Raw genomic sequence first — 12,876 nt, 5'->3', positions numbered from 1 at the left:
AAACAAAAAAATTAAAATTCCTCAAGCATCTCTATAACAGAAGGATATAATGAAATATTAGAATTGAAATCAAGAGTTTTTACCTGTTCAGCCTTTTTACCTACAGCAATAAGTCTATGATCTGTTCCTTTTAAGATATCATCTATTTCTTTAAAGTAATCATGTAACTTATCGTCATATGGTTTAACAGTCATTGAAGTAATAAAACAAACCTTTAACTCGCCTTCAAAAAAGTAATTTAAATTGTCTAACGGTAAACTCTGACCTAAGTAAATAGTTTGACACCCTCTTAAAACCAATTCGTAATTTAAGTACATTAAACCAATTTCATGAATCTCTCCGTCTGGCAAGAATAAAACATAAGTGTAATCTTCATTAGTAGCGGCATATTCTAATTTCTCCGTATTCAATTGTATTTTTTGAATAATTAAATTAGAAATGAAATGTTCATGCGCTGGCATTAACGTATTTGTTTGCCATAACAATCCAATATGGTTTAAAAAAGGTAGAAAAACCTCTTTAAATATTTGTCTAAATGTCTTTTTGTGTAATAATTTATTGTAAGTGTTATTGAATAGCACCTTATCAAACTGGAACATCGACATTTTAAAAGCATTAATTGCTTCATCATTCACTGCATACTTAAAAGCTAATTCTCTAGCATTTGTTACAATTTGCTCTTCTGACATTTCAGCGATTTTCGAAATCTTGAAATTATGCTTATTCAAAAGCGCAACATTTAACAATTTCAGCAAGCTTTCAGTAGAATAATAACGAATGTTAGTATCCGTTCTATTTGGCTCCAATAAATTATATCGTTTTTCCCATATACGTATCGTATGGGCCTTGATTCCTGAGATATTTTCAAGGTCTTTGATGGTAAAAACTGTCTTTATATTGTTCAACTTTACAAGGCTTTTATTAAACAAAGATAAGAAATTTCTAGCTTTATCATAAATTTTAATTGTTAATGTGTAACATTTTATATATTCGGCCTACTTATTGTTTAAACTAACCTGAGAAAATAGTGTCAGAAAGTCTTGAAGACAAATTTTTAAACGATTTCGAATCGAATCAAAATATAGTTCATAAGATATGTAGAATTTATACTACAAATTCAAATGATCATAATGATTTGTTTCAGGAAATTACAATTCAAGTTTGGAAAAATTATTCCAAATTTAGAGGGGATGCAAAATTTAGTACTTGGATGTACAGAGTAGCTTTAAATACTGCTATTTCATTATATCGTAAGTCTACAAAATCCGTTAAAACACAGGATATTTCTGATATTGCGTTTAAGATTAAATCTGTTGATTATGATGATACAGAAGAACGACAATTAAAATCCTTGTACAAAGCCATTCAAAATTTAAATGATATCGACAAGGCGTTAGTTTTTCTGTATTTAGAAGACAAATCTTACAGAGATATATCAGAAACTCTAGGTATTAGTGAAGTTAATGCTCGTGTTAAAATGAACAGAGCAAAAGATAAATTAAAAAAAATACTAAACCCATAACCATATGGATGTATTAGATAAATATAAACAAGCTTGGGATAATCAACCTGAGGATGACAAAAAAGTATCAAAAGTTGATATTTATAGAATGACCAAATTACGATCATCATCAATCGTAAAATGGATATTTATTATTGGATTATTAGAATTTGTTTTTCTGGCAATTCTTAATATTCTTGTTTCAAAAACAAAATATATTGATGTTTACAGTGAATTGAATATGTTGACGTTATTGAATTATTCATATTATGTGAATATTCTTGTTGTAATTGTTTTCCTTTATCTTTTCTATAAAAACTACATATCCATTAACACTACGGATAACACCAAAAGTCTAATGACCAAAATCATTAAAACGCGTAAAACGGTAAAATACTACGTTGCTTATAACATTATTGGTGGAATTTTATTAATGGTTATTTTCAATATTATCATCTTTAATACGCCAAACGGAATTGAAATGTTGATGCCAGAAGAAGCAGTTAACATAACAGATCGTTCTAAATTAATTACAATGTTTATCGTTTCTCAAACTATTGTAATTACAATAACTCTTGCATTCTTAGCACTTTTTTATTACCTTCTTTACGGAATTTTACTACGTAAATTAAAGAAGAATTATAAAGATTTAGCTAAACTAGATGCCTAATGAAAAAACTTTTTTTACTCGCTATACTTTCTTTTAGTATCATCGGTTTTTCTCAAGAAAATGACGAAAGTAGCTTTTGGGAGAATGTACGATTTGGTGGTGCTGTTGGATTAAACTTCGGAAATAATACTACTAACATAGCTGTATTACCCACAGCAATATACCAATTCAACGAGTCTGTAGCATTAGGTGTAAATCTTGGATATCAATACTCAAAACGAAATGATGTAAAATCAAACGTGTATAGTGCAGGAATATTAAGTTTCTTCAACCCAATTTATGAAATACAGCTTTCTGCTGAATTCGAACAATTATTTGTCAACAGTACTTTTGGTGATATTAAAGATAGTTACAACTATCCTTCTCTTTATTTAGGAGGAGCATACCAAATAAGCAACAATTTTGCAATTGGTATGCGTTATGATGTTTTATATGATAACAATAAGAGTATTTACGGTTCTGCCTTCTCTCCTATTGTTCGAGTGTTCTTTTAAAAGTTTCTTAACTCTTTTAGAAGTTTATCGTGCATTGTATCAGTGTAATCTAAATGGGTAACAATTCTAATTTTTCCTTCACCCATTGGAGTTAATAAAATCCCTTTACTTTTCATTGAATCAATAAATTGTATTGGATCTAAGTTATCTTTTACATAGAAGATTACGATATTCGTTTCAACAGGCTCTACTTTCTTTACATAATGAAGTTCACTTAATGTAGTTTCTATTTCTTTTGCCTTTTTATGATCCTCTGCTAAACGTTCTACATGGTTGTCTAAAGCATAATTTGCAGCCTCTGCTAAATATCCTACCTGACGCATCGCACCTCCGAATAATTTTCTAATTCTTAGCGCTTTTGAAATATGATCTTTGCTTCCAACTAATATTGAACCTATTGGAGCTCCAAGTCCTTTTGATAAACAAATTGAAATGGTATCGAATAATTCGCCATACTGTTTTGGAGTTTCATCCTTTGCAACTAAAGCATTAAATAATCTTGCTCCATCTAAATGATAAGCTAAATCAAATTCTCTTGAAACCTGTTCAACTTTTTTTAATTCTTCAAAATCCCAACAAGCTCCTCCTCCTTTATTCGTAGTATTCTCAATACAAACTAACCTTGAATATGGTACATGAATATCTGATCTACCTTCTGCTGCATAACGTAATTGATCTGCTGTAAACATTCCTCTATCACCATCAATCAATTTACATGAAACTCCAGCATTGAAAGCTGCTCCTCCTCCTTCATAATTATATACATGAGCCCATTTATCGCAAAACAACTTATCTCCTGGCTGGGTATGTAACTTAATAGCGGTTTGATTTGCCATTGTTCCTGATGGAAAAAATAAAGCATCTTCCATCCCAAACATATCTGCAACTTTTTCCTGTAATAAATTTACTGTTGGATCTCCTTTAAAAACATCATCTCCCACCTTCGCGTTCATCATTGCTTTTAGCATTCCTTCAGTTGGCTTTGTTACAGTATCGCTTATTAAGTTTATTTCCATTCGTAGAGTATATTTTAGTTTATAGAAAATTATTTTGATCCAATTGGAGAACCATCAGGCATTTTTAATGCCTCAGGTTTCTTTTTATATTTTGAAGGATTTTTATTGAAATCATTAATCAATACTATAAATTGATTGTTTATTGTATTTCTATTTTTCTCTAAATACAATTTTATGTCATTAATTTTTTCATTGACAATTGCCTTTCCTTCGAAATAAACTGAACTATTCTGCAAATAAAATAAATTTAAAATAATTTCTTTCAATACAATTGTATTCAATGATTGATAATAAGAATCTTTATAATTTTTCTTTAAAGAAACGTCAATTAAACTGTTAAGTATTTCACTAAGACTTAACTGAGTATTATCAATACTATAATGTTGAATAACACGATTTACACGTTCAGGATGCAACAGATAACTTAATGTAAATGCTACGTTAGTTTGAACCGCACCATAAGGATCAAATGCGACTCCTGTTTTACTTTTAAAACTTTCTCTTGTTCTTCCATATCCATATGCTCTTGGCGGAAAAAGTTTTAATAAACGTTTTGGAATTGCTATTTCTTTTACATCAATGGTTTTTAAAAGTGCTTGTAATGCTCTTCTTTCGGTCTTTCCTTCTATTCTCTCAACTACAGTTTCTTTTTGGCCTTTAACAGCATAAGAATAATCTAAACCTCCTATTAACTTTGAAGCTGCATCCGTTTGATATCTGTGGAAAAAATATAGCGGTACAAAAACATCTTCTAATACAGAATAAGGTTGCTTTGTTTTAATATTATCTATTGAAAAGTTTTTAATCGCCACTCTTCTAATATTAAGCACATTTATTAACTCTTCAGAAGCGTCTTTTCCATTATCCCATAAATGAGCATAAGCATGTGCGCTTCCCTTTGGTCTTGCATCTGCATCAGAAATAAATCGTAATCCTTTTTTTGAAGCATCATTTAGAATATTAGTTAATCCTTCCTCTTCATTATTTGGAAAATCTTGATACGCATAAGCAACAGTAACTTTATCCCAAGTTCCAATTTTGATGTCATAAGCATTAGAAAAATCAATTTTCCCATCTTTAATTTTAAGTTGTGGATGAGGATAATCCATAACTGAAGATCTGTTATTTGTGCTAGCGGCAAAATTATGAGCAAAACCTAAAGTATGACCAATTTCATGTGCAGACAATTGGCGAATTCTAGCTAAAGCCATTTCAAGAGCAAATTTATCATCAGAATTACCATTTTTATAAGGTGTTTGCAATGCCTGAGCAATTAAAAAATCTTGACGAATTCGTAAAGAACCTAAACTTACATGACCTTTTAAAATTTCACCAGTTCTAGGATCTGAAATACTCCCTCCATAACTCCAACCCCTTGTAGAACGATGTACCCATTGAATTACATTATATCGCACATCTAAAGGATCAGCATCTTTAGGCAACATCTTCAGCTGAAAAGCATCTTTATAACCAATAGCGGTAAAAGCTTGATTCCACCATCTACCGCCTTCTAACAAAGCAGAACGAATAGGTTCAGGAGTTCCTCTATCCAAATAATAAATGATTGGCTCAACTGCTTCACTAACTTGGGCATTAGGATTTTTCTTTTCCAATCTGTGTCTATAAATAAAGCGTTTTCTTATCGATTGATCTACTGGAGTTGCATAATCTAAATATGTCATCTGCCATGAACCACAACGAGGGTCATAAACACGTGGTTTATAATTATTATCGGGTAATTCAACAAAAGAATGGTGTTGATGAACTGTAACCAGAGAAGGATTTGGTGTAACGCTTCTAATATTATATCCTTTTGCATTTCCAGAAAAGGTTAGCATAACGTCGAATTCTACGTTCTTTGGAAAAGCTTTAGTTCTTTCCAAATGAAATGCGCTTTTACTCTTATCTAAACGATATTTACCCTGATTATTTGAAGCTAATCTCGCTGCTACTTTATGTGCATCTCTTACTAGAAAATTAGTAGCATTTATTAAATATTTATTATTCTTTTCTTTTAGTATTTTAAAACCATGCAATACCGATTTTGCGAAAGCTTCTTTTACAGATTTTTTTTCTTCTACATTATTAGTTACTGCTCTAAAATCTTGATTAGGTTGTATTAACAACAACTTATTTCCTGCTTTTTTAAATTTTACGACTACTCCACTACCCAGTTGACCTCTATCTAAACCAATATCATTAGACCCAACACCTTCTGATAACGCATTTACATATAAAATTTCGGTATCTAATTTATCTATTTCTAAAAAGATTTCGTCTGTTTTTTCATTGTAGTAAAATGGGATAAATCCATTACTTTTCTTCACTTCCTTTTTCCCTTGAAAAAATTGAGCATATGAAGTAAATGAAAAAAAACAACATAAAATGTATAGTGAAAATCTCATATAATTTTTTGGTTTAGATTTAAAGAAAGATAAAAATAGTAAATCTTTTTTTTACCTTATTTTTGCTCTCATGATTACATTCGACCAATTAAAAAACATTAAAAATCGAGTAGAAAAGCTTAGAGATTATTTAGACATTGATCAAAAACTTATAGAGATTTCGAATGAGGAAGAAAAAACTGCTAATCCTGATTTTTGGAATAACCCGAAGGAGGCTGAAACGCTTATGAAATCATTACGATTAAAGAAAAAGTGGGTTAATGATTATAATGAAATAGTTACGCTTAGCGAAGATTTAAATGTGCTTTATGACTTCTACAAAGAAGGTGATGTAGATGAGAAAGAAATTGCTGAACAGTTTGAAAAAACAAGTACAATTTTAGAAGACATTGAATTTAAAAACATGCTTTCTGAAGAAGGTGATAGTTTAAGTGCTGTTATTCAAATTACTGCTGGAGCCGGAGGAACTGAAAGTTGTGATTGGACTGAAATGCTAATGCGTATGTACACGATGTGGGCAGAAAAACATGGATTTAAATTAAAAACCCTAAACTATCAAAGTGGTGATACGGCTGGTATAAAAACAGTGACTATTGAAGTGGATGGAGACTATGCTTTCGGATGGCTAAAAGGGGAAAATGGAGTACATAGATTGGTTAGAATTTCTCCTTTCGATAGTAATGCAAAACGTCACACTTCTTTTTCTTCTGTATATGTTTATCCTGTTGCAGATGATTCTATCGAAATTGAAATTAACCCAGCAGATATAGAAATTACAACTGCAAGATCTAGCGGTGCTGGTGGACAAAATGTAAATAAAGTAGAAACTAAAGTTCAATTACACCATAAACCTACTGGAATTCAAATTCAGTGTTCTAATTCTAGATCTCAACATGATAATAGAGCTACAGCATTACAAATGTTGAAATCTCAATTATATGAAATAGAACTACAAAAACGACAAGCAGCTCGTGCCGATATTGAAGCAAACAAAATGAAGAATGAGTGGGGAAGCCAAATTAGAAATTATGTAATGCATCCTTATAAATTAGTAAAGGATGTGCGAACTGCTCACGAAACTGGAAATGTTGATGCTGTTATGGATGGAAATATAAATCCGTTTTTAAAAGCATATTTAATGATGATGGGACAAAAAGAAAATTAGACTAAAACTATATTATGATAAAAATATACCATAATCCTAGATGCTCTAAATCTAGACAAGGATTAGCCATTTTGGAAGAAAGCGGTAAAGATTTTACCGTAGTTAAATATTTAGACGACCAGTTAACAAAAGAAGAATTAACTGAAATAATTCAATTGCTTTCTATTTCTCCATTGGAACTTGTTCGTAAAAACGAGAAAATTTGGAAGGAAAATTATAAAGGGAAAGACTTAAGTGATTCAGAAATTATTACCGCTATGATAGAAAATCCAAAACTTATCGAAAGACCTATAGTAGTCAATAAATCAAAGGCTATCGTAGGAAGACCTCCAGAAAACATCACTTCAATTTTATAAAATTGTTGAACCATTAACACTTATTAACATTGAAAGTTATTTGTTAAATAACTTTCAATGTATATTCGCCATTGTTAAAACTTTTAATTTACTATGAAAAATATCCTAAAATTATTAACTATCGCGCTATTCGTATCTCAAGTTACGATAGCACAAAAAACCAAAAACATTCCAAATGACCCTTCCGTTAAAACAGGAGTACTTTCGAATGGTTTAACCTACTTTATCAAGCAAAATCCTAAACCAGCGGATAAAGTTGAATTACGTTTAGCAATTAAAGCGGGATCTGTTCTTGAAGATGAAGATCAATTAGGTTTAGCTCACTTTATGGAGCACATGAACTTTAATGGAACCAAAAACTTTAAGAAAAACGAATTAGTTGACTATTTACAATCAATTGGTGTAAAATTTGGTGCACATTTAAATGCTTATACTGGTTTTGATCAAACAGTATACATTTTACCAATTCCGAGTGACGATGAAGCAAAACTAGAGAAAGGTTTTCAAATTATTGAAGACTGGGCACATGCTGCTTCATTATTAGACAAGGATATTGACGAAGAACGTGGAGTTGTTCTTGAAGAATTCCGTTCTCGTAGAGATGCAAACTCTCGAATGTTAGAAAACTATTTAGACAAAGTTGCTTACGGTTCTAAATATGCAAAAAGACTTCCAATTGGAACAAAAGAAAGCATTGAAAACTTTAAATATGAAAGTATTCGTCGTTTTCATAAAGATTGGTATCGTCCAGATTTAATGGCAGTAATTGCTGTTGGAGATGTTGATGTTGCCACTCTTGAAAAGAAGATTAAAGATCATTTTGGAAAAATTCCTGCGGCTACAAACCCTAGAAAAGTTCCAAAATACACTTTAAAAAATCACAAAGAAACTTTTATCGCTATTGAAGCTGATAAAGAAGCTGCATTTTCTAGAGTACAATTAATGTACAAAGATTATGAAGATAAAAAACCTCGTACTACTGTTGCTGACTTCAGAAATTCATTAATCAATAATTTATTTGATCAAATGATTAATAACAGATTTGAAGAACTAGCAAATGATGAAAATCCCCCTTTTGTTTACGGTTACAGCTATTATGGTGGAACATGGGCTAAAGATAGAATGGCTTTTCAATCTGTAGCTAGTACAAGTGCAGATGGACAATTGAAAGGATTAGAAGCTTTATTAACAGAAAATGAAAGAGTAAAGAGATATGGTTTCCAACCTGGAGAGTTCGAAAGAGCTAAAAAGAATATTATTTCTCGTATTGAAAAATCATTTAAAGATAAAGACAAAAGAGAATCAGCAAGAATCACAAGAGGAATGGTATCAGGATTTTTAAATAACCGTCCTGTTCCAAGTGTAGAATGGAATTATAAAGCTACTTTAGGTTTATTACCTTCAATTAAAATTGATGAAGTAAATGGTTTAATTAAAAACTTTTTACATGATGACAACCGCGTTGTAGTAATTACTGGACCAAAAAAGATAGTAACAGAAGCACAAGTAACTAAGGCGTTAAACGACGTTAAAACGATGGATTTAAAACCATATGAAGACAAAGTTGTTGCTGCTTCTATGATTACTAAAATGCCAACTCCTGGAAAAGTAGTAAAGGTTACAACTAATGAAAAGCTAGGAACAAAAACTCTTGAGTTAAGCAATGGTGCTAAAGTAACTTTCAAAAAGACTGACTTTAAAAATGATGAAATTTTATTTACATCATTCAGTTATGGAGGTACTTCTTTATATACAGATGCAGAATTACAAGCAACATCTTTTGCGAATAGAGGATTATCAGAGGCTGGTGTTAATGGTTTTGGATTAAATGATATGAACAAAATGATGTCTGGTAAAATTGCCCGAGTTAATCCATATATCGGTGGATTAAGCGAAGGATTTTCAGGATCTGCAGCTCCTAAATATCTAGAAGAATTATTCCAATTAGTCCACTTATACTTTACAGCGTTAAATAAAGATGAGAAGGCATTTAATTCTTATGTAAATAAGCAAAAAAGTTTCTTAGGAAATTTATTAGCAAATCCTAATTTCTTCTTCCAAAAAGAAATGAGTGATTTCACTAATGCTGGAAATCCTCGTTATACTGGATTCCCTTCTCCTGAAAAATATGAGAAAGCGGATTACAACTTAGCTTATAAGAAATATCAAGAGCGTTTTGCAGATGCTGGAGATTTCAACTTCTACTTTGTTGGAAATATTGACGAAGCACAATTAACCAAGTTTGCTACTACTTATATTGCAAGTTTACCGGGTAAAAACTCTAATGAATCATATAAAGTAAGTTCTTTCCGTCCATTAACCGGAATGCACAAGAAAGTTGTTGAAAAAGGAAAAGATCCTAAAAGTATGGTAAGAATTATGTACCAAGGAGAAGCTGATTACAATGATAAAGATGCTTTAACTTTTGATTTTATTGGAGAAGTAGTAAGTATTAAGTTAATTGAAAAATTACGCGAAAAAGAAGGTGGAGTATATTCTGCTGGAGCCAGAAGTAATATGAGAAAATTACCATATGGAAGATATAGCATGTCTATTTCATTCCCATGTGCTCCAGAAAATGTAGAAAAATTAAAGAATATTTCAATTGCTGAAGTGGAGTCGTTAATTAAAAACGGTCCATCTGCGGAAGATGTATCGAAAGCTAAAAAAGCTATGATTAATGATCATAAAGAAGATATGAAGAAAAACAGATTCTGGTTAAATACATTACAAGGAATTGATTTTTCTAAAAACAATCCAGATGACATCTTTACTTTTGAAGAAAGAGTAAATGCTGTAACAGCTAAAGACATTCAAAAATTAGCTAAGAAGTATCTATCTAGTGGATATATCTTAGGAATTATGAATCCAGAGAAATAAGATTAAATCTCTATATAAAAAGAAAAGCTCGCAAATTTGCGAGCTTTTTTTATATATTCTTATTTAAGTGACTTAGTTCGACCAAAATACCAAATATATGCGTAACATAAAAGCGTAAGTATAAATGCTGTTTTGAATCCGAAATTATCAATTAGTCCTCCAAATACAAAAGGCACAATAGCACCTCCTACAATGGCCATACATAATAATCCTGAAGCTTGAGCTTTTAAATCGCCTAAACCTTCTAAACTCAATGTGAAAATTGTTGGGAACATTATAGAGTTAAATAATCCGACTGCTAATATAGACCACATTGAAATTAAACCAGTTGTAGCAATAGAAATCACGATCATAACTACAGCTAAAATTGCAAAGATGGCAAGTACTTTTCCTGGTGAAATAATTTTTGTTAAATAGGCTCCTATAAATCGTCCTATCATTGCTCCACCCCAATAAAATATTACAAATATTCCTAACAAAGACTTAGGATCTGAATTTGAAAAGGTTTTATTAAAAACACTAGCAATTGTGTTTGCAATATTCATCATTGTTTCGTTTTGAGAAATGATTACTGCCAAATCCATATCCTGAAAATAGTTTACTAAAAAACTACCAATAGAAACCTCTGCTCCAACATAAACAAAAATTCCTAACGCTCCTAGAAGCATTACCTTATTCTTTAATAATGAAAGATATCCTCCTTTTGGACTTTCTTCCATTACTTTTGGCAACTTAATAAATGAAAAAACTAAAGCTAAGACTCCAATAAAACCAGCTATAAAAAGAAACGGTGTTTGCACTGTAGCTGCCTCAGCTGCATAATAGTCTAATTTCGCTGCTTCAGATAATTGCTCTATTTCTTCAGATGTTTTAACTGTATCACTTAACAAAAATAATGCACCTACAATTGGAGCAATAGTTGTACCTAATGAGTTAAAGGCTTGTGATAAATTTAAACGGCTAGAAGCTCCATCTTCACTTCCTAATAAAGCCACATATGGATTAGCCGCAACTTGCAAAACTGTAATTCCTCCAGCCAAGGTAAAATATCCTGTTAAAAACACTAAGAAACTTCTGTAAGATGAAGCCGGATAAAATAATAAACAACCAATTGCCATAATTGTTAATCCTAAAACTATTCCTTTCTTATAGCCTATTCTACTTAACAATTTTCCTGCTGGAACAGATACTATAAAAAATGCCGTAAAGAAGGCAAATTGAACTAGAACTGTTTTTGCATAAGACATTTCAAAAACATCTTTCAAACGAGGTACTAAACTATCAACTAAAACAGTGATAAACCCCCAAAGGAAAAATAATGTTGTTAAAAAAATAAAAGCTGTTTTGTAAGATTTATTGGTTGTAGACATATATTATTAATTATGGTTTCAGATAAAAATCTGACTTTACGTTTTTACTTTCTCCGTTTGTATAAATGTTATAACTAAACCATTCATGAATTGCATAACTTCCTACTTCTCCTTTTTTATTCATGGCGATATAACATACTTGGAAATCTTTATAATTACTATTCGGTTTATTTACAATTCTTTTAATGGCTTCCTCACATGCTTCTTGTGGGGATTTCCCTTGTCGCATTAGCTCTACAATTAAAAAACTTCCAACGGTTTTTAATACCTCTTCCCCTAATCCTGTTGCTACTGCTGCTCCTACTTCATTATCCACAAATAATCCTGCTCCAACAACTGGAGAATCTCCGATTCGGCCTGCCATTTTATAAGCCAATCCACTTGTGGTACAAGCTCCCGAAATATTTCCTTCAGCATCCATTGCTAGCATTCCAATCGTATCGTGATTTTCTATATTAATAATCGGTTTATATTCCGATTTTATCTTCCACTCTTCCCAAGCTTTTTTAGAAGACTCCGTTAATAATTCTTCCTGTTCAAAACCTATAGATTCAGCAAATTGCTCTGCACCTCTACCAGATAACAATGCATGTGGTGTATCTTCCATAACTTTTCTGGCTAAAGAAACTACATGCTTTATATTTTGAACTCCAACCACGGCTCCGTAATCTCCTTTTTCATTCATCACACAAGCATCAAGAGTTACATTTCCATCTCTATCAGGTAATCCTCCAATTCCAACGGTTTGATTCTCTGCATTTGCCTCCTCCGCTCTACATCCTTGTTCAACGGCATCTAATGCAGATCCACCATTTTTAAGAACTTGACTTGCTGCTTCAATAGCTTTTGGAAAATTCCAAGTTCCGATAACAACTGGTGTTATTTTCTCTGTGTTTAGAATCTCATTTACTACTTCTTTATTTGAAACAGTATTCGAATTACAACTCTGTAAGAATGTAATAGCAAACAAACCTACTGTAAAAATCATCGTATTTTTTATTCTATTTTTTCCTTTCATC

At 31.4% G+C, this 12,876-nt stretch carries 11 protein-coding genes; 6 read left to right on the top strand and 5 right to left on the bottom strand.

The genetic code is table 11. The features are described from left to right. Positions 1-11 precede the first annotated feature (11 nt). Positions 12-905, bottom strand: coding sequence for a MerR family transcriptional regulator (locus ABNT61_RS01570; RefSeq protein WP_348711602.1), 894 nt, complete (start codon positions 903-905; stop codon positions 12-14). Between the two features lie 122 nt (positions 906-1,027). Here ABNT61_RS01570 and ABNT61_RS01565 point away from each other — a divergent pair, with 122 nt between their 5' ends. From ABNT61_RS01565 to ABNT61_RS01555, 3 genes are read left to right on the top strand one after another with little or no spacing between them, the layout of a single operon-like run. Continuing rightward, positions 1,028-1,522 (top strand): RNA polymerase sigma factor, encoded by a 495-nt coding sequence (locus tag ABNT61_RS01565; RefSeq protein ID WP_348711600.1) that lies wholly within the window; start codon positions 1,028-1,030, stop codon positions 1,520-1,522. Positions 1,523-1,526: 4 nt separating this feature from the next. Beyond that, positions 1,527-2,171: a hypothetical protein gene (locus tag ABNT61_RS01560; protein WP_348744575.1), complete on the top strand. Its 645-nt coding sequence runs from the start codon at positions 1,527-1,529 to the stop codon at positions 2,169-2,171. Continuing rightward, positions 2,171-2,665, top strand: coding sequence for a hypothetical protein (locus tag ABNT61_RS01555; protein ID WP_348744574.1), 495 nt, complete (start codon positions 2,171-2,173; stop codon positions 2,663-2,665). The genes ABNT61_RS01560 and ABNT61_RS01555 overlap by 1 nt, the downstream gene beginning before the upstream one ends. On the opposite strand, the gene ABNT61_RS01550 is transcribed toward ABNT61_RS01555, so the two are convergent. Both ABNT61_RS01550 and ABNT61_RS01545 read right to left on the bottom strand, forming a co-directional pair. Further along, complete coding sequence (locus tag ABNT61_RS01550; RefSeq protein ID WP_348744573.1) at positions 2,662-3,681, bottom strand: GntG family PLP-dependent aldolase; 1,020 nt, start codon at positions 3,679-3,681, stop codon at positions 2,662-2,664. The two genes, ABNT61_RS01555 and ABNT61_RS01550, sit on opposite strands and share 4 nt — an antisense overlap. Before the next feature lie 29 nt (positions 3,682-3,710). Continuing rightward, the gene (locus ABNT61_RS01545; protein WP_348744572.1) at positions 3,711-6,086 is read right to left on the bottom strand and encodes a zinc-dependent metalloprotease; all 2,376 of its coding nucleotides are present in this window, start codon (positions 6,084-6,086) and stop codon (positions 3,711-3,713) included. A 70-nt stretch (positions 6,087-6,156) separates the two neighbouring features. Between ABNT61_RS01545 and prfB the strand changes: the two genes are divergently transcribed. From prfB to ABNT61_RS01530, 3 genes are all read left to right on the top strand, one after another. Further along, positions 6,157-7,251: a peptide chain release factor 2 gene (prfB, locus tag ABNT61_RS01540; protein ID WP_348744571.1), complete on the top strand. Its 1,095-nt coding sequence runs from the start codon at positions 6,157-6,159 to the stop codon at positions 7,249-7,251. A 14-nt stretch (positions 7,252-7,265) separates the two neighbouring features. Further along, on the top strand, positions 7,266-7,607 hold the full coding sequence (gene arsC, locus ABNT61_RS01535) for an arsenate reductase (glutaredoxin) (RefSeq protein ID WP_348744570.1): 342 nt from the start codon (positions 7,266-7,268) through the stop codon (positions 7,605-7,607). Positions 7,608-7,700: 93 nt separating this feature from the next. Next, complete coding sequence (locus tag ABNT61_RS01530) at positions 7,701-10,487, top strand: insulinase family protein (RefSeq protein ID WP_348744569.1); 2,787 nt, start codon at positions 7,701-7,703, stop codon at positions 10,485-10,487. Positions 10,488-10,546: 59 nt separating this feature from the next. Here the strand turns inward: ABNT61_RS01530 and ABNT61_RS01525 are convergent, their stop codons facing one another. Together ABNT61_RS01525 and ABNT61_RS01520 are read right to left on the bottom strand one after the other, a co-directional pair. Beyond that, entirely contained in the window at positions 10,547-11,857 is a 1,311-nt protein-coding gene (locus tag ABNT61_RS01525) for a sugar MFS transporter (RefSeq protein WP_348744568.1), read from the bottom strand. A 10-nt stretch (positions 11,858-11,867) separates the two neighbouring features. Beyond that, positions 11,868-12,875 (bottom strand): N(4)-(beta-N-acetylglucosaminyl)-L-asparaginase, encoded by a 1,008-nt coding sequence (locus ABNT61_RS01520; RefSeq protein ID WP_348744567.1) that lies wholly within the window; start codon positions 12,873-12,875, stop codon positions 11,868-11,870. Between the last annotated feature and the right edge of the window lies 1 nt (position 12,876).

It is taken from the genome of Tenacibaculum sp. 190524A05c, from assembly GCF_964036595.1.
Classification (GTDB): Bacteria; Bacteroidota; Bacteroidia; order Flavobacteriales; family Flavobacteriaceae; genus Polaribacter; species Polaribacter platacis.
The sequence above is the reverse complement of the archived record's forward strand: the minus strand, read 5'-3'. Positions and strand labels throughout refer to the sequence as shown.

Bases quoted from the DNA above. Each gene is read 5' to 3' on its own strand.
- ABNT61_RS01560 (WP_348744575.1), top strand. From the start codon at position 1,527: ATGGATGTATTAGATAAATATAAACAAGCTTGGGATAATCAACCTGAG.
- ABNT61_RS01555 (WP_348744574.1), top strand. From the start codon at position 2,171: ATGAAAAAACTTTTTTTACTCGCTATACTTTCTTTTAGTATCATCGGT.
- ABNT61_RS01550 (WP_348744573.1), bottom strand. From the start codon at position 3,681: ATGGAAATAAACTTAATAAGCGATACTGTAACAAAGCCAACTGAAGGA.
- ABNT61_RS01545 (WP_348744572.1), bottom strand. From the start codon at position 6,086: ATGAGATTTTCACTATACATTTTATGTTGTTTTTTTTCATTTACTTCA.
- prfB (WP_348744571.1), top strand. From the start codon at position 6,157: ATGATTACATTCGACCAATTAAAAAACATTAAAAATCGAGTAGAAAAG.
- arsC (WP_348744570.1), top strand. From the start codon at position 7,266: ATGATAAAAATATACCATAATCCTAGATGCTCTAAATCTAGACAAGGA.
- ABNT61_RS01530 (WP_348744569.1), top strand. From the start codon at position 7,701: ATGAAAAATATCCTAAAATTATTAACTATCGCGCTATTCGTATCTCAA.
- ABNT61_RS01525 (WP_348744568.1), bottom strand. From the start codon at position 11,857: ATGTCTACAACCAATAAATCTTACAAAACAGCTTTTATTTTTTTAACA.
- ABNT61_RS01520 (WP_348744567.1), bottom strand. From the start codon at position 12,875: ATGAAAGGAAAAAATAGAATAAAAAATACGATGATTTTTACAGTAGGT.